Source organism: Pseudomonas sp. ML96 (genome assembly GCF_000761545.1).
Lineage (GTDB): Bacteria > Pseudomonadota > Gammaproteobacteria > Pseudomonadales > Pseudomonadaceae > Aquipseudomonas.
Genome location: NZ_JPMY01000036.1, coordinates 131,955 through 154,620 on the forward strand (window position 1 = coordinate 131,955; position 22,666 = coordinate 154,620).

At 66.0% G+C, this 22,666-nt stretch carries 25 protein-coding genes; 12 read left to right on the forward strand and 13 right to left on the reverse strand.

Annotated features, from left to right (window positions below):
• Window positions 1-3: 3 nt before the first annotated feature.
• The 5 genes from hisC to mtnA all read right to left on the reverse strand — a co-directional run bounded on the left by hisC (window position 4) and on the right by mtnA (window position 7,404).
• Window positions 4-1,113, reverse strand: coding sequence for a histidinol-phosphate transaminase (gene hisC / locus IP89_RS17155; protein WP_043310842.1), 1,110 nt, complete (start codon window positions 1,111-1,113; stop codon window positions 4-6).
• Between the two features lie 27 nt (window positions 1,114-1,140).
• Window positions 1,141-2,238, reverse strand: coding sequence for a prephenate dehydratase (gene pheA, locus IP89_RS17160; protein WP_043310843.1), 1,098 nt, complete (start codon window positions 2,236-2,238; stop codon window positions 1,141-1,143).
• A complete protein-coding gene (gene serC, locus IP89_RS17165) occupies window positions 2,238-3,323 on the reverse strand; it encodes a 3-phosphoserine/phosphohydroxythreonine transaminase (protein ID WP_043310844.1) in 1,086 nt (361 codons plus the stop codon). Before serC ends, pheA begins: the two co-directional genes overlap by 1 nt.
• Before the next feature lie 10 nt (window positions 3,324-3,333).
• Window positions 3,334-6,102 (reverse strand): DNA gyrase subunit A, encoded by a 2,769-nt coding sequence (gene gyrA, locus IP89_RS17170; protein ID WP_043310845.1) that lies wholly within the window; start codon window positions 6,100-6,102, stop codon window positions 3,334-3,336.
• 225 nt (window positions 6,103-6,327) lie between these two features.
• A complete protein-coding gene (gene mtnA, locus IP89_RS17175; RefSeq protein WP_043310846.1) occupies window positions 6,328-7,404 on the reverse strand; it encodes an S-methyl-5-thioribose-1-phosphate isomerase in 1,077 nt (358 codons plus the stop codon).
• 103 nt (window positions 7,405-7,507) lie between these two features.
• On the opposite strand from mtnA, the gene IP89_RS17180 reads away from it, so the two are divergent.
• The 5 genes from IP89_RS17180 (at window position 7,508) to IP89_RS17200 (ending at window position 12,135) form a co-directional block, all read left to right on the forward strand.
• Window positions 7,508-8,836, forward strand: a complete 1,329-nt coding sequence (locus IP89_RS17180; RefSeq protein WP_043310847.1) for a TRZ/ATZ family hydrolase — start codon at window positions 7,508-7,510, stop codon at window positions 8,834-8,836.
• Between the two features lie 22 nt (window positions 8,837-8,858).
• Window positions 8,859-9,557: a bifunctional 2-polyprenyl-6-hydroxyphenol methylase/3-demethylubiquinol 3-O-methyltransferase UbiG gene (gene ubiG, locus IP89_RS17185; RefSeq protein ID WP_043310848.1), complete on the forward strand. Its 699-nt coding sequence runs from the start codon at window positions 8,859-8,861 to the stop codon at window positions 9,555-9,557.
• A gap of 5 nt (window positions 9,558-9,562) precedes the next feature.
• Window positions 9,563-10,234, forward strand: coding sequence for an N-acetylmuramic acid 6-phosphate phosphatase MupP (mupP, locus tag IP89_RS17190; protein WP_043310849.1), 672 nt, complete (start codon window positions 9,563-9,565; stop codon window positions 10,232-10,234).
• Between the two features lie 29 nt (window positions 10,235-10,263).
• Complete coding sequence (locus tag IP89_RS17195) at window positions 10,264-11,004, forward strand: YciK family oxidoreductase (protein WP_043310871.1); 741 nt, start codon at window positions 10,264-10,266, stop codon at window positions 11,002-11,004.
• A 204-nt stretch (window positions 11,005-11,208) separates the two neighbouring features.
• Complete coding sequence (locus IP89_RS17200; protein WP_043310850.1) at window positions 11,209-12,135, forward strand: GGDEF domain-containing protein; 927 nt, start codon at window positions 11,209-11,211, stop codon at window positions 12,133-12,135.
• A 204-nt stretch (window positions 12,136-12,339) separates the two neighbouring features.
• Here IP89_RS17200 and rluB read toward each other — a convergent pair whose 3' ends face one another.
• The 6 genes from rluB to IP89_RS17230 all read right to left on the reverse strand — a co-directional run bounded on the left by rluB (window position 12,340) and on the right by IP89_RS17230 (window position 16,981).
• Window positions 12,340-13,503, reverse strand: a complete 1,164-nt coding sequence (rluB, locus tag IP89_RS17205) for a 23S rRNA pseudouridine(2605) synthase RluB (RefSeq protein WP_043310851.1) — start codon at window positions 13,501-13,503, stop codon at window positions 12,340-12,342.
• Window positions 13,504-13,594: 91 nt separating this feature from the next.
• Window positions 13,595-13,780, reverse strand: a complete 186-nt coding sequence (locus tag IP89_RS17210; protein ID WP_043310852.1) for a DUF1289 domain-containing protein — start codon at window positions 13,778-13,780, stop codon at window positions 13,595-13,597.
• A gap of 90 nt (window positions 13,781-13,870) precedes the next feature.
• Window positions 13,871-14,659: an SMC-Scp complex subunit ScpB gene (scpB, locus tag IP89_RS17215; protein ID WP_043310853.1), complete on the reverse strand. Its 789-nt coding sequence runs from the start codon at window positions 14,657-14,659 to the stop codon at window positions 13,871-13,873.
• The gene (locus tag IP89_RS17220; protein WP_177326897.1) at window positions 14,660-15,358 is read right to left on the reverse strand and encodes a ScpA family protein; all 699 of its coding nucleotides are present in this window, start codon (window positions 15,356-15,358) and stop codon (window positions 14,660-14,662) included.
• Window positions 15,359-15,474: 116 nt separating this feature from the next.
• On the reverse strand, window positions 15,475-16,107 hold the full coding sequence (locus tag IP89_RS17225) for an L-threonylcarbamoyladenylate synthase (RefSeq protein ID WP_043310855.1): 633 nt from the start codon (window positions 16,105-16,107) through the stop codon (window positions 15,475-15,477).
• A gap of 13 nt (window positions 16,108-16,120) precedes the next feature.
• Window positions 16,121-16,981 (reverse strand): PHP domain-containing protein, encoded by an 861-nt coding sequence (locus IP89_RS17230; RefSeq protein WP_043310856.1) that lies wholly within the window; start codon window positions 16,979-16,981, stop codon window positions 16,121-16,123.
• Between the two features lie 65 nt (window positions 16,982-17,046).
• Between IP89_RS17230 and IP89_RS17235 the strand changes: the two genes are divergently transcribed.
• The 6 genes from IP89_RS17235 to IP89_RS17260 all read left to right on the forward strand — a co-directional run bounded on the left by IP89_RS17235 (window position 17,047) and on the right by IP89_RS17260 (window position 21,037).
• Window positions 17,047-17,637, forward strand: a complete 591-nt coding sequence (locus IP89_RS17235) for a septation protein A (protein WP_043310857.1) — start codon at window positions 17,047-17,049, stop codon at window positions 17,635-17,637.
• Between the two features lies 1 nt (window position 17,638).
• Window positions 17,639-17,938 carry a YciI family protein gene (locus tag IP89_RS17240; RefSeq protein ID WP_043310858.1) on the forward strand — a complete coding sequence of 100 codons (300 nt, stop codon included), beginning with the start codon at window positions 17,639-17,641 and terminating at the stop codon, window positions 17,936-17,938.
• Between the two features lie 51 nt (window positions 17,939-17,989).
• Window positions 17,990-18,415 carry a hypothetical protein gene (locus IP89_RS17245; protein ID WP_043310859.1) on the forward strand — a complete coding sequence of 142 codons (426 nt, stop codon included), beginning with the start codon at window positions 17,990-17,992 and terminating at the stop codon, window positions 18,413-18,415.
• Between the two features lie 41 nt (window positions 18,416-18,456).
• Window positions 18,457-19,134, forward strand: a complete 678-nt coding sequence (locus IP89_RS17250) for a response regulator transcription factor (RefSeq protein WP_043310860.1) — start codon at window positions 18,457-18,459, stop codon at window positions 19,132-19,134.
• A 101-nt stretch (window positions 19,135-19,235) separates the two neighbouring features.
• Window positions 19,236-19,664, forward strand: coding sequence for a Spy/CpxP family protein refolding chaperone (locus tag IP89_RS17255; RefSeq protein WP_043310861.1), 429 nt, complete (start codon window positions 19,236-19,238; stop codon window positions 19,662-19,664).
• 56 nt (window positions 19,665-19,720) lie between these two features.
• A complete protein-coding gene (locus tag IP89_RS17260) occupies window positions 19,721-21,037 on the forward strand; it encodes a HAMP domain-containing sensor histidine kinase (protein WP_043310862.1) in 1,317 nt (438 codons plus the stop codon).
• 7 nt (window positions 21,038-21,044) lie between these two features.
• On the opposite strand, the gene IP89_RS17265 is transcribed toward IP89_RS17260, so the two are convergent.
• Window positions 21,045-21,602: an NAD(P)H nitroreductase gene (locus tag IP89_RS17265; RefSeq protein WP_043310863.1), complete on the reverse strand. Its 558-nt coding sequence runs from the start codon at window positions 21,600-21,602 to the stop codon at window positions 21,045-21,047.
• A 66-nt stretch (window positions 21,603-21,668) separates the two neighbouring features.
• Complete coding sequence (locus IP89_RS17270) at window positions 21,669-22,028, reverse strand: YkgJ family cysteine cluster protein (protein WP_043310864.1); 360 nt, start codon at window positions 22,026-22,028, stop codon at window positions 21,669-21,671.
• A gap of 182 nt (window positions 22,029-22,210) precedes the next feature.
• Here IP89_RS17270 and IP89_RS17275 point away from each other — a divergent pair.
• The coding region (locus IP89_RS17275; RefSeq protein ID WP_043310865.1) for a potassium transporter TrkG at window positions 22,211-22,666 on the forward strand (456 nt) is incomplete at its 3' end.

A 22,666-nucleotide genomic window follows, 5' to 3' on the forward strand; every position in this document is an offset into this window, starting at 1 on the left:
GCATCAACCACGGAGCACCAGCTCCAGCGCTTCCAGGAAGCGGGTGTTCTCCTGCTCGGTGCCGATGGACACGCGCAGGAAGGTTGGCATGCCGTAGCCGGCCACCGGACGCACGATCACCCCGGCACGCAGCAGTGCCTGGTTGATCGGCGCGGCGTCGCGGGCGAAGTCGACGGCGATGAAGTTGCCCTTGCTGGGAATCCACTGCAGGCCCAGATTGCGGAAGCCTGCCTCCAGCTGCGCCATGCCAGCATCATTGGTGCGACGGCTGGCCGCCAGGTAGTCAGCATCGTCCAGCGCCGCGCAGGCGGCGGTCAGGGCCAAGCTGTTGACGTTGAACGGCGCACGCACACGATTGAGCACATCGGCCACCTGCGGAGAACTCAGCGCATAGCCGACACGCAGCGAGGCTAGGCCATAGGCCTTGGAGAAGGTGCGCGAGACCAGCAGGTTCGGGTAACGCGCCAGGTAGTCGAGGCCATCCGGCAGCTCGTCGCCCTCGGCGTACTCGATATAGGCCTCGTCCAGCACCACCAGCACGCTCTGCGGCACGCGAGCGAGGAAGGACTCCAGCGCATCCGGGCCGAACCAGGTACCGGTCGGGTTGTTCGGGTTGGCGACGAACACCACACGGGTGTTGGCGTCGATGGCAGCCAGCATGGCCTCCAGGTCGTGACCATGCTCCTTGGCCGGTACCACTTTGCCCTGCGCACCGACCGCCTGGGTGGCAATCGGGTACACGGCGAAGGCGTACTGGCTGAACACGGCGTTCAGGCCCGGCGCCAGCCAGGCGCGGGCGACCAGGTCGAGAATATCGTTAGAGCCGTTGCCCAGAGTCACCTGGGCCGGGTTGACGCCACAACGGGCAGCCAGCTTCTGCTTCAGTTCGAAGCCGTTGCCGTCCGGGTAGCGGGTCAGTTCGGCCAGTTCGGCACGGATCGCCTCCAGCGCCTTGGGCGATGGGCCCAGCGGGTTCTCGTTGCTGGCCAGCTTGACGATGCCGGCGGGATCGAGATTCAGCTCGCGCGCCAGCTCATCGACCGGTTTGCCCGGCACGTAGGGCGAGAGTTTCTGCACGCCCGGCACCGCCAGGGCGAGGAAGTCGCAGCTCATTGAGCTCTCCTCAGACAATCACGCGGCTCAGAGAACCGCTTTCGGGTAGGAACCCAGCACTTTCAGGGCGACGGCTTCGCCGTTGATCTTTTCCAGCACGTCTTTGATCAGCGGGTCTTTGTGGTGGCCGACGAAGTCGATGAAGAACACGTAGGTCCACTTGCCGCTGCGCGACGGGCGGGTCTCGATGCGGGTCAGGTCGATGCCGTTGGTATGGAACGGCACCAGCAGCTCGTGCAGAGCGCCCGGCTTGTTGCGCATGGAGACGATGACCGAGGTCTTGTCGTCGCCAGTCGGCGGTACTTCCTGGCTGCCGATGATGAGGAAGCGCGTGGAGTTGTCCGGGCGGTCCTCGATCTTTTCCTGCAGCTTGGTCAGGCCGTAGAGGTTAGCCGCCATATCGCCGGCGATCGCCGCCGAGTTCCACTCGCTCTTCACCCGTTTGGCCGCATCGGCGTTGCTGGAAACCGCCACGCGCTCGACGTTCGGATAGTGCGCATCCAACCACTTGCGGCACTGGGCCAGGGACTGGGCGTGGGAATAGATACGGGTGATCTTGTCGGTCTTGGTGGTCTCGCCGACCAGCAGGTGGTGGTGGATGCGCAGCTCCACTTCGCCACAGATGACCATGTCGTGCTCGAGGAAGCTGTCCAGGGTGTGGTTGATCGCACCCTCGGTGGAGTTCTCCACCGGCACCACGCCGAAGTTGACCGCACCGGCGGCCACTTCGCGGAACACTTCGTCGATCGCGGCCATCGGCACGCTGATCACCGAGTGGCCGAAATGCTTCATCGCCGCGGCCTGGCTGAAGGTGCCTTCCGGGCCGAGATAGGCGACTTTGAGCGGCTGCTCCAGAGCCAGGCAGGAGGACATGATCTCGCGGAACAACCGCGCCATCTCCTCGTTGTCCAGCGGTCCCTTGTTCAGCTCCATGATGTGCTTGAGCACCCAGGCTTCACGCTCGGGACGATAGAACACCGGCTTCTCGCCTTCCGGCAGGGAAGCCATCTTCACCCGGGCCACGTCCTGGGCACAGCGCGCGCGCTCGCTGATCAGCTCGAGGATCTTCTCGTCGAGGCTGTCGATGCGAACCCGCAGCGCCTTGAGCTGATCGACGTCGCTCATCAGCCGTGCTCCTTCTCGAACTCGGCCATGTAGGCCACCAGGGCCTCCACGGCGTCCAGACCGGTGGCGTTATAAATGGAGGCACGCATGCCGCCCACCGAGCGATGGCCCTTGAGGTTGAGCAGACCGCGCGCATCGGCACCGGCCAGGAATGCCTTGTCGAGCTTCTCGTCGGCCAGGCGGAACGGCACGTTCATCCACGAACGGGCGCTCGCCTGGATCGGGTTGCTGTAGAAGTCGCTGGCGTCGATGGCCTTGTACAACAGGTCCTTCTTGGCCTTGTTGCGCTGTTCCATCGCGGCGACACCGCCCTGCTCCTTCAGCCACTCGAAGACCAGGCCAGAGAGGTACCAGGAATAGGTCGCCGGGGTGTTGTACATGGAGCCGTTATCAGCGGCGATCTTGTAGTTGAGCATGGTCGGGCAGACGCTGCGGGCGCGGCCCAGCAGGTCTTCGCGGATGATGGCGACAACCAGGCCGCTCGGGCCGATGTTCTTCTGCGCGCCGGCATAGATCAGGCCGAACTTGGAGACGTCGACTTCGCGGGAGAGGATGTCCGAAGACATATCCACCACCAGCGGGGTATCGCCCACCTGCGGAATCCAGTCGAACTGCAGGCCGCCGATGGTTTCGTTACTGGCGTAGTGCACGTAGGCGGCGTCTTTCGACAGCTGCCACTCGTTCTGCCCAGGGATGGCGAAGTAGTCGTAGCCCTTGGCGCTGGCGGCGACGTTGACGTTGCCGTAGCGACGCGCTTCCTCGATGGCCTTCTTCGACCAGATACCGGTCTCGATGTAGTCAGCGGTACCGTCTTCCGGCAGCAGGTTGAGCGGAATCTCGGCGAACTGCTGGCTGGCGCCGCCCTGCAGGAACAGCACCTTGTAGTCAGTCGGGATGGCCAGCAGGTCGCGCAGGTCCTGCTCGGCCTTCTCGGCGATGGCCACGTACTCGTCACTGCGGTGGCTCATCTCCATCACGGAGAGGCCACGGCCCTGCCAGTCGAGCATCTCGGCCTGGGCACGTTGCAGGACGGCGGTCGGCAGCGCGGCCGGGCCGGCGCAGAAGTTATGGGCGCGTTTGCTCACTTCGACTCTCTCACTCTTCGCTGTTGCCGGTCTCCGCGCCTTCTTCGGCCACGGTTACCGCTTCTTCGTTCTGCTCGCCGGCTTCGCCTTCCAGCGCTTCCGACTCATCTTCGTCACCGCCGGACGGCTCCTGCACACGCTCCAGGCCGACCAGGGTCTCGTCGTCAGCCAGCTTGATCAGGATCACGCCCTGGGTGTTACGGCCCGCACCGCGGACCTCATCGACACGAGTACGCACCAGAGTGCCCTGGTCGGAAATCAGCATGATTTCCTCGCCATCCAGTACCTGCACGGCGCCAACCAGCTTGCCGTTACGCTCGTTGATCACCATGGCGATCACGCCCTGGCCACCACGACCGCGACGCGGGTAGTCGGCCAGCGGAGTGCGCTTGCCGTAGCCGCGCTCGGAGGCGGAGAGGATCTGCGCGCCAGCTTCCGGGATCAGCATGGAGATGATGCGCTGCTCGTCGGCCAGGCGCATGCCGCGCACGCCGCGAGCGATACGGCTCATGGTGCGCACCTTGCTTTCCTTGAAGCGGATCACCTTGCCGGCGTCGGAGAACATCATCACGTCCTTCGAGCCGTCGGTGATGGCGGCGGCAATCAGCGAGTCGCCCTCTTCCAGCTTCAGGGCGATCAGGCCGTTGGAGCGCGGCTTGGTGAACTGGATCAGCGGGGTCTTCTTCACCGTGCCGTATGCGGTCGCCATAAAGATGTAGGCGCCGGTCGGCTCGTCCTGGCTGAAGTCGGAGTCGTCGCCTTCTTCGGCTTCCTCCACTTCGACCACTTCAGCGACCTGCTCGGCAACCACGTCGTCGTCATCGTTCTCTTCGCCGGCGAAACGGGCACGCACGGCTTCCAGGTCGATCTGCAGCATGGCGGTGATGCGTTCACCCTCGTCCAGCGGCAGCAGGTTGACCAGCGGACGACCACGCGCGGTACGCGAGGCTTCCGGAATCTCGAAGGTACGCAGCCAGTAGACCTTGCCCTTGCTGGAGAACAGCAGCAGGGTGGCGTGGCTGTTGGCGACCAACAGGTGCTCGATGTAGTCCTCGTCCTTCACCCCGGTAGCCGACTTGCCTTTGCCGCCGCGACGCTGGGCCTGGTAGGCGGCCAGCGGCTGGGACTTGGCGTAGCCGCCGTGAGAGATGGTGACGACGCGCTCTTCCTCGGTGATCAGGTCGGCGATGGTCAGGTCCATCTGCGAGGCCATGATCTCGGTGCGACGCACATCGCCGAACTCGGCTTTAACTTTTTCCAGCTCCTCGCGGATGACTTCCATCAGGCGCTCGGGGCTGGTCAGGATGCGGATCAACTCGCCGATCTGAGTCAGGATCTCCTGGTACTCGGACAGCAGCTTCTCGTGTTCCAGACCGGTCAGGCGGTGCAGGCGCAGCTCGAGGATGGCCTGGGCCTGCTCGGGCGACAGGTAGTACTTGCCCTCACGCAGGCCGTACTGCGGGTCCAGGTCTTCCGGACGGCAGGAATCGGCACCGGCGCGCTCGACCATGGCTTCCACGGCAGTGGAGGCCCAGGCGGTGGCGATCAGGCGTTCCTTGGCTTCGGCCGGGGTCGGCGAGGTCTTGATCAGCTCGATCACCGGGTCGATGTTCGACAGGGCGACGGCCTGACCTTCGAGGATGTGGCCACGCTCGCGGGCCTTGCGCAGCTCGTAGACGGTCCGGCGAGTCACCACTTCGCGGCGGTGACGGACGAACACTTCGAGCATGTCTTTCAGGTTCAGCGTGCGCGGCTGGCCATCGACCAGGGCCACGACGTTGATACCGAACACGCTCTGCATCTGGGTCTGGGCGTAGAGGTTGTTCAGCACCACCTCACCGACTTCGCCACGACGCAGCTCGATGACCACGCGCATACCGTCCTTGTCGGACTCGTCGCGCAGCTCGGTGATGCCTTCGATCTTCTTCTCTTTGACCAGCTCGGCGATCTTCTCGATCAGACGCGCCTTGTTCAGCTGGTACGGCAGCTCGGTGACGATGATCTGCTGGCGGCTGCCGCCCTTGTCCATGTCCTCGACGGTGGCGCGGGCACGCATGTAGATGCGGCCACGACCGGTGCGGTAGGCCTCGATGATGCCGGCACGACCGTTGATGATGCCCGCGGTCGGGAAGTCCGGACCGGGGATGAACTGCATCAGCTCGTCGACGGTCAGCTCGGGGTTGTCGATCAGCGCCAGGCAGCCGTCGATGACCTCGGTGAGGTTGTGCGGAGGAATGTTGGTCGCCATGCCCACGGCGATACCGCTGGAACCGTTGACCAGCAGGTTGGGGATCTTGGTCGGCATGACCGCCGGGATCTGCTCGGTGCCGTCGTAGTTGGGCACCCAGTCGACGGTTTCCTTGTCCAGGTCGGCCAGCAGCTCGTGGGCCAGCTTGGCCATACGCACTTCGGTGTATCGCATGGCCGCGGCGTTGTCGCCGTCCACCGAACCGAAGTTGCCCTGGCCGTCGACCAGCATGTAGCGCAGCGAGAAGGGCTGGGCCATACGCACGATGGTGTCGTAGACAGCCGTGTCGCCGTGCGGGTGGTACTTACCGATCACGTCACCGACCACACGGGCGGACTTCTTGTACGCCTTGTTCCAGTCGTTGCCCAGTTCGCTCATGGCGTAGAGCACGCGGCGGTGCACCGGCTTCAGGCCGTCGCGCGCATCCGGCAGCGCACGCCCGACGATGACGCTCATGGCGTAGTCGAGGTAGGACTGTTTCAGCTCGTCTTCGATATTGACCGGGAGGATTTCTTTGGCCAGTTCGCCCATGAGAAGCCTGGTTCCTTATTCTGGTGAAACCCCGTCGCACCCTTCCTGGGCAAGACCGGAGTCCGCCGTAGTCGCCCCTGCTTGGCGGCGACTCACGACAAATCAACGAGTTAAGTCGGTTATTGGCGCTATTGGAGTGGCCCGCATGGGGCCACCCGAGAACTGCCGGAGCTTACCACAGTCACCCGTGCAGACCTACCCCGCCAGGCAGCGCAGCGACAGCCCTCAGTGCAGGCGCTTGCGACACATGAGTTGCGCCATTTTCGCCGCATCAGGCCGCTCGACTATGCCCTTTTCGGTGATGATCGCGTCGATCAGGTCGGCCGGCGTCACGTCGAATACCGGGTTGATCGCATGCACGTCGGCGGCGATGCGCTGACCGCCAACATCCAACAGCTCGCGGCCGTCACGCTCTTCGATCGGGATGTCCTCGCCATCTTCCAGGTTCATGTCGATGGTCGAACTGGGCGCCACCACCATGAAGCGCACGCCGTGGTGCATGGCGTTGACCGCCAACTGGTAGGTGCCGATCTTGTTGGCCACATCACCATTGGCAGTGATGCGGTCGGCGCCGACGATGACCCAGGTGATGCCCTCGGTCTTCATCAGGTGCGCGGCAGCGGAATCGACATTCAGGCTGACCGGCACGCCCTCACCCGCCAGCTCCCAGGCGGTCAGGCGCGAGCCCTGCAGCCAGGGTCGGGTTTCATCGGCGTAGACCCGCTCGACCAGCCCAGCCAGATGCGCGGCGCGGATCACCCCCAGCGCGGTACCGAAGCCGCCGGTGGCCAGGGCGCCGGTATTGCAGTGGGTGAGCAGCTTCTGCGGGCCGTCCTGATGCTTGCGGATCAGCTCCATGCCCAGCTGAGCCATGGTCAGATTGGCTTCGCGGTCGCTATCGAAGATGCCGACTGCCTCGGCCTCCAGCAGGGCCAGGGTGTTTTCACCATCCCTCAGGCGCTGCAGGCGCTCGCGCATGCGATCCAGCGCCCAGAACAGATTGACCGCAGTCGGCCGCGAGTCGGCCAGCACCTTGAAGTCCTCCTCCAGCGCCGCCCGCCAGTCGCCGCCAACAGCCAGACGCGCCCGCGCGCCCAGCAGCACGCCGAAGGCCGCGGCAATACCGATGGCCGGCGCGCCGCGTACCACCATGCTGCGAATGGCCTCAGCCACCCCGGCAGCCGAATCGTAGGCCAGCCAGATTTCCTCGCGCGGCAGTACGCGCTGATCCAGCAGATATAACGTGCCTTCGCGCCACTCGATGGCTTTTACCTTCTCCGCCGCCAACAGTTTGTCGCGCATGACATCCCCACCAGGTGAAACGAAAAGCCGCGGATTATAGCGAGCCGCCCTATACATGGCTCAGTTATACTGCCGCCACCTTTTTATTGCCCGGATAAATGCCATGCCCGAACCGCGCCAGCCGCTCGATCTACTGCTCCTGCCCACTTGGCTGGTGCCGGTCGAGCCCGCAGGCGTGGTGCTCAGGGAGCATGGCCTGGGCATCCGCGACGGCCGCATCGCCCTGATCGCACCGCGCGCCGAGGCTCTGCGCCATCCAGCCGCGGAAGTGCGCGAGCTGCCGGACTGCCTGCTCACCCCCGGCCTGGTCAATGCCCACGGCCACGCCGCCATGACCCTGTTCCGCGGCCTGGCTGACGACCTGCCACTGATGAGCTGGCTGCAGGACCACATCTGGCCCGCCGAGGCCAAGTGGGTCGATGAGGAGTTCGTCCGTGACGGCACCGAGCTGGCCATCGCCGAGCAGCTCAAGGGCGGCATCAGCTGCTTCTCCGACATGTATTTCTTCCCAGAAGTGGCCAGCGAGCTGGTGCACAAGAGCGGCATCCGCGCGCAGCTGACCATTCCCGTGCTGGACTTCGCCACCCCCGGCGCCCGCGACGCAGAGGAAGCACTGCGCAAGGGTCTGCGCCTGTTCGACGACCTCAAGCAGCACCCGCGTATCAAGATCGCCTTCGGCCCCCACGCGCCCTATTCGGTCAGCGACGACAAGCTCGCCCAGGTATTGATGCTGGCCGAGGAGCTGGACGCCGGCATCCACATGCACGTCCACGAGACCGCCTTCGAGGTACAGCAAAGCCTGGAACTGCACGGCATGCGCCCATTGCAGCGGCTAGCCAATCTCGGCCTGCTCGGCCCGCGCTTCCAGGCCGTGCACATGACCCAGATAGATGAGGCAGATATCGAGCTGCTGGTGGCCAGCAACAGCAGCGTGATCCACTGCCCCGAGTCCAACCTCAAGCTGGCCAGCGGCTTCTGCCCGGTGGAAAAGCTCTGGCAGGCCGGGGTCAACGTGGCGATCGGCACCGATGGCGCCGCCAGCAACAACGATCTGGACCTGCTCAGCGAAACGCGCACCGCCGCCCTGCTGGCAAAAGCCGTGGCCGGCAGTGCCACCGCCCTGAACGCCCACGCCGCGCTGCGCATGTCCACCCTCAACGGCGCCCGCGCCCTGGGCCTGGACGACTGCACCGGCTCGCTGGAACTGGGCAAGCTGGCCGACCTGGCCGCCTTCGACCTGTCCGGCCTGGCCCAGCAACCGGTCTACGACCCGGTGTCGCAACTGATCTACGCCGGCGGCCGCAGCTGCGTGAAGCACCTGTGGGTCGGCGGCAAACAGCTGCTCGACGACGGCCGCCTGACGCGCCTGGACGAACAACGCATCGTCGCCAACGCGCGCACCTGGGGCGAGCGCATCGCCGCCAAGAACTGAATTCGTTTTAGAGAGAAGCATGATGAGCAACGTCGACCACGCCGAAATCGCCAAATTCGAGGCCCTCGCCCACCGCTGGTGGGACCGCGAGAGCGAGTTCAAGCCGCTGCACGACATCAACCCGCTGCGGGTCAACTGGATCGACGAGCGCGTCGGCCTGGCCGGCAAGAAGGTGCTCGACGTCGGCTGCGGCGGCGGCATCCTCAGCGAGTCCATGGCTCAGCGCGGCGCCAATGTCACCGGCATCGACATGGGCGAGGCGCCGCTGGCCGTGGCCCAGCTGCACCAGCTGGAGTCCGGGGTCAACGTCGAGTACCGGCAGATCACCGCCGAAGCCCTGGCCGAGGAGATGCCCGGCCAGTTCGACGTGGTCACCTGCCTGGAGATGCTCGAGCACGTGCCTGATCCGTCCTCGGTGATCCGCGCCTGCTACAAGATGGTCAAGCCCGGCGGCCAGGTGTTCTTCTCCACCATCAACCGCAACCCCAAGGCCTACCTGTTCGCCATCGTCGGCGCCGAGTACCTGATGCGCCTGCTGCCGCGCGGCACCCACGACTTCAAGAAATTCATCCGCCCCTCCGAGCTGGGCGCCTGGAGCCGCGCCGCCGGCCTGACGGTCAAGGACATCATCGGTCTGACCTACAACCCGCTGACCAAGCACTACAAGCTGGAAGCGGATGTGGACGTCAACTACATGATCCAGACCCTGCGCGAGGAGTAAGGCGCATGGCCCTGCGAGCAGTTCTCTTCGACATGGATGGCACCCTGCTGGACACCGCGCCGGACTTCGTCGCCGTGTGCCAGGCCATGCGCGCCGCGCGCGACCTGGCCCCAGTAGACGAGCAGCTGATCCGCGACGTGGTCTCCGGCGGTGCCCGCGCCATGGTCTCCGCCACCTTTGGCCTGGAAGTCGGCGCCGAGGGCTTCGAGGCCCTGCGCCTGGAATTCCTCGAACGCTACCAGCAGCACTGCGCGGTACTCAGCCGGCCGTTCGACGGCATGCTCGAGCTGCTCGGCGACATCGAGGCTTCGCGCCTGATCTGGGGCGTGGCCACCAACAAGCCGGTGATCTTCGCCGAGCCGATCATGCAGCAGCTGGCCCTGGCCGAACGTTCGGCCGTGCTGGTCTGCCCTGACCATGTCGAACGCAGCAAACCGGCGCCAGACATGCTCTTGCTGGCCTGCGCGAAGATCGGCATCGCTCCCGCCGACGTGCTGTTCGTCGGCGACGACGCCCGCGACATCGAGGCTGGCCGCGCCGCCGGCTGCAAGACCGCCGCCGTCACCTACGGCTATATCCACCCCGACGACAATCCGCGCCACTGGGGCGCCGATGTGGTGGTGGACCATCCCCTGGAGCTGCGCGCCGTGCTCGACCGCGCCCTGTGCAGCTGCTGACCCTTTCACGCAACAACGAGATTCTGCCCATGTTCGACTACAGCGCCCGCCCAGACCTGCTCAAGGGTCGCGTGATCCTGGTCACCGGCGCCGGCCGCGGCATCGGTGCCGCCGCCGCCAAGACCTACGCTGCCCACGGGGCCACCGTGCTGCTGCTGGGCAAGACCGAGGCAAACCTCAACCAGGTCTATGACGAGATCGAAGCCGCTGGCCACCCGCAACCGGTGGTGATCCCGTTCAACCTGGAAACCGCCCTGCCGCACCAGTACGACGAACTGGCCGCCACCGTGGAAGCCGAGTTCGGCCGCCTCGACGGCCTGCTGCACAACGCCGCCATCGTCGGCCCGCGTACGCCGCTGGAACAGCTGTCCGGCGACAACTTCATGCGCGTCATGCAGATCAACGTCAACGCCATGTTCATGCTGACCAGCACCATGCTGCCGCTGCTCAAGCTGTCGGAAGACGCCTCGGTGCTCTTCACCTCCAGCAGCGTCGGCCGCAAGGGCCGCGCCTACTGGGGCGCCTACGGTGTGTCTAAGTTCGCCACCGAGGGCCTGATGCAGACCCTGGCCGACGAAGTCGAGGGCATCGCCAACGTACGCGCCAACAGCATCAACCCCGGCGCTACCCGCACCGGCATGCGCGCCCAGGCCTACCCGGGCGAGAACCCGGCGAACAACCCGCAGCCCGAAGACATCATGCCGATCTACCTGTACCTGGCAGGCCCGGACAGCCAGGGCGTCAACGGTCAGGCCTTCGACGCGCAGTGAAGCGAGGCGGCCGCCGGTTTTCCGGCGGCCAGCCAAACACTGGCATCAGATTGCCAGCACCCGCGTCAAAGAGGCGGCAATTTCTTGCCGGACGAAGCGGCAAATATAGATTCAAGTATCTGATTTAAAACACTTTTCATAAAGTGGCACAGAATTCGCTGTATCTCGATCGTCAAGGCGCATCGGCGCCAGAGGTCGAGCAACATGGTCCCAAACAATCCTTCCAACACCATCGATTTCGATGCTGCCAAGCTGCAGCGCCTGGGTTATGCCAGCCGCACTCAGCGGCTGCTCAAGCCGGTCAGCCTGGCGCAACTGCGTCAACAGCTGAGCCTGCAACTGCAGACATCCCTGGAAGCCGACCGCATCCTCGACCTGTTCTTCCGCGAAGTACAACGCCTGGTACCGATCAGCGCGCTGAGCTATCAGCTGGCCGCCTGTGACCTGCGCCTGGAGCTCGGTGAGCGCGCCAACCACTCGGCCAGCTACCGCCTGAGCCATCAGGGCGAATACCTGGGCGAGCTGACCTTCCGCCGCAACCAGCGCTTCACCGACGACGAACTGGGCCAGCTGGAATCGCTGCTGGCCAGCCTGCTGTTCCCGCTGCGCAACGCCCTGCTCTATCGCGCCGCCCTGCAGAGCGCGCTGCGTGATCCGCTGACCGACACCGGCAACCGCATCGCCATGAACCAGGCCATGCAGCGCGAGATCGACCTGGCCCGCCGCAGCCTGCAACCGCTGTCGGTACTGATGCTCGACATCGACCACTTCAAGAGCATCAACGACCGCTTCGGCCACGCCACCGGCGACGAAGTACTGAAAGCCGTGGCCGGCTCGCTGAAGAACAGCCTGCGCAACATCGACATGGTGTTCCGCTACGGCGGCGAGGAATTCCTGGTGCTGCTGGCCAACACCAGCCGCGAGGCCGCGCAGATGGTCGGTGAGCGCCTGCGCCTGGCGGTGCTGGGCCTGCAATACCTGGAAGAAGGCCGCGCCCTGGAGCTGTCCATCAGCCTGGGCTGCGCCACGCTGCTGCCGGGCGAGTCCAGCGACAGCCTGCAGCGCCGCGCCGACAGTGCGCTATACGTGTCCAAGCGCGAAGGCCGCAATCGCCTGTCGATGGCCGGCTGACAAACGCCAGACAACAAAAAGGGGCTCCGCGGAGCCCCTTTTTCATTTTCAGAACCTGCTTAAAGCCCCGCGAGCTAGAGAAAAACAAGGCCTAGGCGGCCCCGCGAAAGTGGTTGAGGAAGCGGAGTTGACGGGTAGTCAATGAGCACTCCAAACCACTTTCAACACAGTTTTTCCGACGCGCAGCAGGCTTTAAGTAGGTTCTCAGCGCTTGCGGCCGAAGCCTGGACGCTGACCATCACCCGATGGCGAACGCTTGCCAGCCGGCGCAGCCGGACGTGGCTTACGCGCCGGACGATCAGCCCCATCGCCCGCCGGGCGCGGAGTGCGCTTCTTGTCCACATCGGACGGGCGCTCGGCCACCGGCGTACCACGGCCACCCTCGCGACGCTCGCCGCTCGGCTTGCGCGGCGCGCGCTGTGGGCGCTCTTCGCCACGCGGGGCCCGCGCCGGACGCTCGGCGGTTTCCGCGGCACCATCCTGAGCTGGACGCAGTACACGCTTGGGCCGCTCGTTGCGGCTCATCGGCCGGGCGGCCTTGCGCTGCAGGCGCTCGAGCTTGTCGCGCATCTTCTCGTTCATGGCCGGCAGGGCCATCGGCTTGAGGCCGACTTCCTCGCTGAGGATGTCCAGCTCGCGCTGGCCCATTTCGCGCCAGCGACCCATCGGCAGGTCGGAAGTCATGAACACCGGGCCGAAGCGCACGCGCTTCAGGCGGCTGACCACCACGCCCTGGGATTCCCACAGGCGACGCACTTCGCGGTTGCGGCCTTCCATCACCACGCAGTGGAACCAGCGGTTGAAGCCTTCGCCGCCGGGCGCTTCCTTGATGTCGGTGAACTTGGCCGGGCCGTCTTCCAGCATCACGCCAGCCTTGAGCTGCTCGAGCATCTCCTCGGTGACTTCGCCACGCACGCGCACGGCGTACTCGCGGTCCATCTCGTAGGAGGGGTGCATCAGGCGGTTGGCCAGCTCGCCGTCAGTAGTGAACAGCAGCAGGCCAGTGGTGTTGATGTCGAGACGGCCGATGTTGATCCAGCGACCCTCTTTCGGCCGCGGCAGGCGGTCGAACACGGTGGGGCGGCCTTCCGGGTCGTCACGGGTGCAGATCTCGCCTTCCGGCTTGTTGTAGATCAGCACGCGGCGCACGGTCTGCTGGATGTCTTCGCGCTTGAGCAGCTGGCCGTCGACGCTGATGGCATCACGCAGCTCGACGCGGGCGCCGAGGTTGGCGACGGCCCCATTGACCTTGACGCGGCCGTCGGTGATCCACTGCTCGATGTCACGGCGCGAGCCGAGGCCAGCGCGGGCCAGGACTTTCTGCAGCTTCTCGCCGCTGGGGCCGGTTTCTAGTTCGGATTCGCTCATCTGGGCACCTCCCGGTGTAACTGAGGACAAAAAGGCCGCGCATCATACGCGGATCGCCGGCAACACGCACGGCTGACTGACTATAGACCGCTCAACGGGTCTTGCGCCGACCGGTCGCCTCGAAGGCCAGCAGGCGCATATCGGCCTCGGCCAGCAGAGCGAAGCGCTCGGCCTTGTCGAGCTTCTTCCAGGCTTTGATCTCGCGCTTGCTGCGCCCGCAGCCGACGCAGATGTCGGCGTCGAACTCACAGACCTTGATACAGGGACTCTTGCTCATGGCGGCACCTGAGGAAATGGCGCGGCCAGCATAGGCTGATAAGGCTTCAGGCCGGGATTGAAAGTCTCAATGCCCGCGATGACCAATTCCTCAATGCAGGGTGTCGTCGGCGCCCAGCGCCTCACCCTCATCCGAGGGCTCTGCCGAGTCTTCCTCGACCCGCTGCAGGTCGTCGAAGTCGATCTTCAGGCCATGCTCCATCTGGTCCAGCTCGGCCAGCAGGCTGCGGAAGCTGGTTTCCTCGCGCGGCTCGGCAGGCTCTTCGCCCGCCTCGGCATCCACCCGTGCCTGCAACTCGGCCGGCACCGGCATATCGTCGTCCAGCGCCAGCATGGGCTCGGGCTCCAGCTCGCGCAGGGCGGCCAGCGGCGGCAGTTCTTCCAGGCTCTTCAGGTTGAAGTAGTCGAGGAACACGCGGGTGGTGGCGAACATCGCCGGCTTGCCCGGCACGTCGCGATAACCAACCACACGAATCCAGTCGCGCTCCTGCAGGGTCTTGATGATCTGGCTGTTGACCGCCACGCCGCGCACATCCTCGATCTCGCCGCGAGTGATCGGCTGGCGGTAAGCGATCAGCGCCAGGGTCTCGAGCATGGCGCGGGAATAGCGCTGCGGGCGCTCTTCCCACAGGCGGCCGACCCAAGGCGAGAACTTCTCGCGGATCTGCAGGCGGTAGCCGGAGGCCACTTCCTTCAGCTCATAGGCCCGCCCCGCACAGGACTCGCGCAGCACATCCAGCGCCTCGCGCAGCTGCGCCGGCTCCGGGCGCTCGGCCTCTTCGAACAACTCGCCGAGACGCTCCAGCGACATCGGGCGACTGGAGGCGAGCAGCCAGGCTTCGAGCAGGGAAGCGAGTTCTTGTGGGTCGGCGAGGTTCATCTATTCGGCTCGGGCACGGACGTGGATAGGCGCGAAGGGCTCATTCTGCACCAGTTCCACCAGTTGTTCCTTGATCAGTTCGAGCACCGCCATGAAGGTGACGACCACCCCCAGGCGCCCCTCTTCCGCGGTGAACAGCTCGACGAAGGCGACGAAACCGGCGCCCTTGAGGCGCTCCAGCACCTCGCTCATGCGCTCGCGGGTGGACAGCGTCTCGCGGGTGATCTGGTGGCTTTCGAACATGTCGGCGCGGCGCAGCACCTCGGCCATGGAGAGCAGCAACTCCTCCATGCTCACGTCCGGCAGCAGCTTGCGCGCCCGCGCATCGGGTGCGGCCACGCTCGGCACATGCAGGTCGCGACCGACCCGAGGCAGCTCGTCGATACCCTCGGCGGCGGCCTTGAAGCGCTCGTACTCCTGCAGGCGGCGAATCAGCTCGGCGCGCGGGTCTTCTTCCTCTTCCTCGGCCTCGCTTGAGCGCGGCAGCAGCATGCGCGACTTGATCTCGGCCAGCATGGCGGCCATCACCAGGTATTCGGCGGCCAGCTCCAGGCGCACCGACTTCATCAGCTCGACGTAACCCATGTACTGCTTGGTGATCTCGGCTACCGGGATATCGAGGATGTCGATGTTCTGCTTGCGGATCAGGTACAGCAGTAGGTCCAGCGGGCCCTCGAAGGCCTCGAGGAACACTTCCAGGGCGTCCGGCGGGATGTACAGGTCCACCGGCATCTCGGTGACTGCCTGGCCGTAGACCAGGGCGAACGGTAGCTCCTGCTGGGCGCCGGCCTGGCTGTCCTGTTCGACGACCTCGCTCATGCGGCGTCCTCCTGGAACGGGCTCGGGTCGCCGCAGCCGACGCGAATCACCTCGGGCTCGCCCTCGGCCAGGTTGATCACCGTGGACGCCGCCAGGCCGCCGTAACCACCATCGATGATCAGGTCGACCTGATGTTCGAGAATCTGGCGCATCTCGTAGGGATCACTCATCGGCAGCTCTTCGCCAGGCATGATCAGGCTCACGCTCATCAGCGGCTCGCCGAGCTGCTCGGCCAGGGCCAGGGCGATGGGGTGGGACGGCACGCGCAGGCCGATGGTGCGGCGCTTGGGATGCAGCAGCATGCGCGGCACCTCGCGGGTGGCGCCGAGAATGAAGGTGTAGGGCCCAGGCGTGTGCGCCTTGAGCAGGCGGAAGGCGGCCGTGTCAACCTTGGCGAACAGGCCGATCTGCGATAGGTCACTGCACACCAGGGTGAAGTTGTGTTTGTCGTCCAGCTGGCGCAGGCGGCGGATGCGCTCCACCGCGCCCTTGTCGCCGATCAGGCAGCCGATGGCGTAGGAGGAGTCGGTCGGATAGACGATCACCCCGCCGCTACGGAGGATTTCCACGGCCTGCTTGATCAGGCGCGGCTGGGGATTTTCCGGGTGTACCTGGAAGAACTGGCTCATGAACTCTCCCTGTTCAGGCGGAAGCAAGGCGTGCATGGTCGAAGCGCTCCCATAAAGGAGACAAGTCTTCCGGCAACGGACGGTACATCCCTAGCTCCGACCAGTCGCCTGGCGCGTGGAAATCGCTGCCAACACTGGCCAGCATGCCAAACTCGCGGGCCAGGATGGCCAGACCGCCGACCTGCTCGGCCGGTTGCAGACCGTTCACCACTTCCAGGGCATGGCCGCCGGCGGCGATGAAGTCGGCCACCAGGCGGCGGCGCTTGCTGCGAGTGAAGTCGTACTGCCAGGGATGCGCCAGGCTGATCCAGGCGCCGGCTTCCTTGAGCGTACCGACCGCCTGTTCCAGGCTCGGCCAGTGCTGCTTGACGTCACCCAGCTTGCCCGAGCCCAGCCATTTACGGAACGCCTCGGCGTGGTCGCGCACGTGGCCGGCGCGCACCAGGAACTCGGCGAAATGTGGGCGGGCCGGCGCGTTGCCGCTGTCGCCCAGGCCCTGCTGCACTTCGCGGGCGCCGTCGAGAGCACCCGGCATACCCTTGGCCGCCAAGCGCCGGTCGATCTCCTCGGCACGCAGCCAGCGGCCCTGGTGCAGATCCTCGATGGCCTGGCGCAGCGCCGGGGCATCGGTAGCGAAGGCATAACCGAGCACGTGAATGGTCGCGCCGCCCCAGGCGCAGGACAGCTCCACGCCGTTGACCAGACGCATGCCCAGCTTCTCGGCGGCGCTGCGCGCCTCGTCCAGACCTTCCAGGGTGTCGTGGTCGGTCAGCGCCAGCAGTTCGACGCCTCGCCCGTGGGCGCGCGCGACCACCTCGGCGGGCGCAAGAACGCCGTCGGAAGCGGTGCTATGGCAGTGCAGATCGACCTTCATGGCGCGTCTTTCGTTAATGGGGTTGTTTGTTATTATGCCGCCACATCCCGCTTCTGGCTGCCGCCGTGAAACAATTCATCGATTTCATCCCGCTCATCCTGTTCTTCATCGTCTACAAACTCGATCCGCGCAACGTCGAACTGGCCGGCCAGGCCTTCGAGCTGGGCGGCATTTTCAGCGCCACCGCAGTGCTGATCATCAGTTCGATCGTGGTCTACGGCATCCTGTTCCTGCTGCAGCGCAAACTGGAGAAGGGTCAGTGGCTGACTCTAGTCGCCTGCCTGGTATTCGGCGGCATGACCCTGGCCTTCCATAGCGAGACCTTCCTCAAGTGGAAGGCGCCGGTGGTCAACTGGCTGTTCGCCCTCGCCTTCGCCGGCAGCCACTTCATCGGCGACAAAGTGCTGATCCAGCGCGTCATGGGCCATGCGATCAACCTGCCGCAACAGATCTGGACCCGCCTGAACCTGGCCTGGGTGGCCTTCTTCATCTTCAGCGGCTGCGCCAACCTGTTCGTCGCCTTCACCTTCCACGACTTCTGGGTCGACTTCAAAGTCTTCGGCAGCCTCGGCATGACCGTGCTGTTCCTGGTCGCCCAGGGCGTCTACCTGGCGCGCCACATCCACGACGACGCCCCTCAGCAAAGCAAGGACTGACATGCTCTACGCCATCATCGCCAGCGACGCCCCCGAATCCCTGGAAAAACGCCTGGCCTCGCGCCCGGCCCACCTGGCTCGCCTGGAGCAGCTGAAGAACGAAGGCCGCCTGGTCCTGGCCGGCCCGCACCCGGCCATCGACAGCAACGACCCGGGCGCAGCTGGCTTCTCCGGCAGCCTGATCGTCGCCGAATTCGAATCTCTGGCCGCCGCCCAGAGCTGGGCCGACGCCGACCCCTACCGTGCCGCTGGCGTCTACGCCAACGTGCTGGTCAAGCCCTTCAAGAAGGTGCTGCCCTGATCTGACGACTGACGCAGGCCCATAAGAATAATTCGCCAACTGGAGATCCCCATGCGCCAAGGCCCGCTCTACCTGTTGCTCTCCGCTCTCTGCGTCACGCCCGTCCTGCAAGCCGAAGAATCCCAGCCGTTGCCGCTCAATCCGGTGCCGACCCAGGCACCTGCCCTGGCGCCGGCCCCCGAGAGCACCAGCCAGGTCGCCGCGCTGCAACAACAGTTGGCCGAGAGCCAGCGTCAGCTTGGCGAGCTGCAGGCCGCATCGTCCGGGGAACGCGAGAGCGCACAGATCAGCCGCCTGCGCCAGGACAACCAGCGTCTTAAGCTGCAGCTCAAGCAGGCCCAGGCCGAACAGCCGCCGCGCCTGCTCAGCGAACAGCAACTGTGGTTCGCCATCGGCTCCGGTACCGCCCTGCTCGCCTTCGTCATCGGTCGCCTGAGCGCTGGCGGCCGGAACAAACGCCGTAGCGAGTGGGTCTGAGCGCCGCCCAATCACTCCTTCGCCCAGAACCCGACCCGACCATGACCGACCTGCTGCTGATCGACGACGACCGCGAACTCTGCGAGCTGCTGGCCAGCTGGCTGCAGCAGGAAGGCTTCAACGTGCGCGCCTGCCACGACGGCGTCAGCGCGCGTGCTGCACTGGCCGAACCGGCGCCGGCGGCGGTGATCCTCGACGTGATGCTGCCCGACGGTAGCGGCCTGGAGCTGCTCAAGCAGCTGCGCGCCGAACACGCCGAACTGCCGGTGCTGATGCTCTCGGCACGCGGCGAGCCGCTGGACCGCATCCTCGGTCTGGAACTGGGCGCCGACGACTACCTGGCCAAACCTTGCGACCCGCGCGAGCTGACCGCCCGCCTGCGCGCCGTGCTGCGCCGCAGCCAGCCGGTGGCCGCGCCTTCGCGCCTGGAACTGGGCGACCTCAGCTACAGCCCGCAGCGTGGCGTCGCCAGCATCGGCGAGCACGAAATCACCCTGACCCTGTCCGAAGGCCGCATCCTCGAGGCCCTGCTGCAGCAACCCGGCGAGCCGCTGGACAAGCAGGCGCTCTCGCAGCTCGCCCTGGGCCGCAAGCTGACCCTTTACGACCGCAGCCTGGACATGCACGTCAGCAACCTGCGCAAGAAGCTCGGCCCGCACCCGGACGGCCGCCCGCGCATCGTCGCCCTGCGCAGCCGCGGCTATTACTACGCCGCCTGAGCTTTACCGAGCCTTTACCCTCGCCTGACCGCGCTTGACCTTGCCGTCCCTAGACTGAGCTCATCCGGTAACCCACCGGTTTCGAGACAAGGAGACACACCATGCGCAAGACCCTCACCGCCCTGCTTCTCGCCGCCAGCCTGCCGACCATCGCCCTGGCCATGCCCGAGGGCGCCCCGTGCAACAAGCCGATGCATGGCGAACATCGCGGCCAAGGCGCGCGGATGTTCAAGGACCTGGACCTCAGCGCCGAACAGCGCGAGCAGGTGGGCAAGCTGATGCGCGAGCGCAAGGACGACCCGCGCGAGATCACCCAGAAGTACCTGGACAAGCTGCCCCAGGCCGACCGCGACGCGCTGAAGAAGGAGCTGGAGACCGCCCGTCTGGAGCACGACAAGGCCTTCCGTGCCATCCTCACCCCCGAGCAACAGAAGACCTTCGACGCGCGCAAGGCCGATATGGAAAAACGCCGCGCCGAACGCGCCGAGTTCGAGGCCTGGAAGGCTGAGAAAGACAAGCAGGCCCAATAATCCAGCGCTACCCGGCCCGGCTCCATGAGCCGGGCTTTGCTATTTGAGGAGTTGCCATGCGTTCACTGTTCTGGCGCATCTTCGCCAGCTTCTGGCTGGCCGTGGTGCTGGTCGCCGGCCTGTCCATGCTGCTCGGCAGGGCGCTGAACCAGGATGCCTGGGTACTCGCCCACCACCCGGCCCTGGACAACCTCGCCGAGCGCTGGAGCGAGATCTACCAGAACAAGGGCGCAGCGGCCGCCCAGCGCTACCTCGAAAAGCGCAAGATGCGCTACCGGGTCGATACCCAGGTCCTCGACGACGGCGGCCAGCCACTGGTCTACGGCACCTTCCCGCCCCGCGCCGCTGCCCTGGAAGCACGCCAGGAAGAACGCCGCCTGCCCTGGCGCCGCCTGACCGAGGAATACCAGGCGCCCAATGGCCAGACCTACCTGTTCATCTACCGCATCCCCCATCCCGACCTGATGGAATGGCATCGCCAGAGCCTGTTCTGGCCGCTCAGCGCCCTGGCCATCGCCCTGGTAGTGCTGACCGCCATCAGCCTGCTGCTGACCCTGTCCATCACCCGCCCGCTGGGCCGCCTGCGTGGCGCCGTGCATGACCTGGGGCAGACCGCCTACCAGCAACACAGCCTGGCGCGCCTGGCCAACCGCGGCGACGAGTTCGGCGTGCTGGCCCGCGACTTCAACCGCATGGGCTCGCGCCTGCAGGACCTGATCGGCAGCCAGCGCCAACTGCTGCGTGATGTCTCCCACGAACTGCGCTCACCACTGGCGCGCCTGCGCGTGGCCCTGGCCCTGACCGAGCGCGCCGAGCCGGCCCAGCGCGAACAGCTGTGGGGGCGCCTGACTCAGGAATGCGACCGCCTGGAAGCCTTGATCGCCGAGATCCTCGCCCTCGCCCGCCTGGACGCCGACCCCGGCACGCCGCAACCGGTGGACCTGCGCCAATTGCTCGATAGCCTGCTGGAAGACGCCGCCCTGGCAGCCCCCGAGCAGCACCTGCAGGTGCGCATGGACAGCCGCCCGGTGGCCCTGCTGGGCTGGCCGGACATGCTCGGCCGGGCGCTGGACAACCTGCTACGCAATGCCCTGCGTTTCAATCCGGAGGGGCAGCCTGTCGAGGTGGAGGTGACGCAGCAGGCCGAGCGGCTACGCATCGCCGTGCGCGATCACGGTCCCGGCGCCCCGGCGGAAATCATCGACAACCTGGGCGAGCCGTTCTTCCGCGCACCACATCAGGCCGCGCCAGGTCACGGCCTGGGCCTGGCCATCGCCCGCCGTGCGGCGGAGCGCCACGGCGGCAAACTGCTGCTGGCCAATCACCCACAGGGCGGCTTCGTCGCCACCCTGGAGTTGCCGCTGCAGCAGTGAAGGCTCGTCAGCCCTGCCAGGCGCTGACGAAGCCTGCGGTTTCCAGCGCCAGCGGGCTGCGGCGCTCGCCTTCGAAGCTGCCCAGATAGAGGAAACCGACGATCTTCTCGTTGGCGCCCAGGCCGAGGCCGGCCAGTACATGCGGGTGATGGGTCAGCGGGCCGGTGCGCCAGATCGCGCCGAAGCCCAGTGCCTGGGCCGCCAGCAGCACGCCATGGGCGGCGCAGCCGGCCGACAGCACCTGCTCCTCCTGCGGCACCTTGGGGTGCTCGCTGAGGCAAGCCACCACGACCAGCAGCAGCGGCGCGCGCAGCGGCATGGCGCGCGCTTTGTCCAGCACCTCGGCCTTGTTGGCCGGGTCCTGCGCCTGCGCCTCGGCGAACAGCTCGCCCAGGCGCCCGCGCGCCTCGCCCTCGATGGTGATGAAGCGCCACGGCCGCAGCTGGCCATGGTCCGGCGCGCGCAGTGCGGCGCGGAGCATCAGCTCGCGCTGGGCGGCATCCGGTGCCGGCGCCAGCAGGCGACCGACAGAAACGCGGTTGAGCAGCAGATCGAGGGCTTGCATGGCCGACTCCCAGGGAAACAGGCGGCCATTCTAGGGGTTGTCGGGGCTGAGCGCCAAAGTCGCCGACTAGGCGACGAACGCCACCATCTGCTCCGCGGTCAACGGCGGCAGGCCATAGGCCGCGCGCGCCGCATCACAATGCGGATTGTGCTGACCGTCCTCCCAGCTGGCGGTGAACTCCCGACAAGTGCTGGAGCGTTGCTCGTAAACACTGCAGCGGGTGCCGCAGCCGACCTCGCCCTGCAGGCCGATGCAGCGCACTGGCTTGGTCGTGGTGCCGAGCATGGCCACATGATAGGGGCCGATCTGCTCGACCAGGTGATCAGGCACCGTGCCGCCGGAGGATTGGCATTCGCCCCAGTAGAAGGACACGCGGAAATTGGCGCAACAGGCGCCGCAGCTGAGGCAGGGATGATTGTCGGACATGGCACGGACGGGGTGGGCCGGGCGAGTGCCGGCGAATGGAGCCGTATTCTATGAATCGGCTCGCCGCTGTGAAGCCCCACACGGCGGATTTACAGGCCATGGCGCCAAGGTAGAATGGCGCCCCACCGCAGCCCAGCCGCCCGGCGCACTAGACTCAAGGCAATCGCGCGGAAAGGAAACCGATGTCCCTGCCTACCCTACGCATCCTCGCCTTCATCAACGGCATCTTCCTGGTCACCCTGGCGGTGAGCATGCTGGTCCCGGTCGGCACCCTGATGGTGTTCCAGCAGCCCCAGGGCATCAACGCCTTCCTCTGGTCCAGCCTGATCACCTTCGTCGCCGGCATCGCCATGATCGCCCAGGGCCGCCCGCAGCATGGCCAGCTGCGCCCGCGCGACATGTACATGCTGACCGTCTCCAGCTGGGTGCTGGTGTCGATCTTCGCCACCCTGCCGTTCATCTTCACCCAGCACGCCAGCTTCACCGATGCCTACTTCGAGAGCATGTCCGGTATCACCGCCACCGGCGCGACCATCTTCACCGGGCTGGACAGCATGTCGCCGGGCATCCTGATCTGGCGCTCGCTGCTGCACTGGCTCGGCGGCATCGGCTTCATCGCCATGGCCGTGGCGATCCTG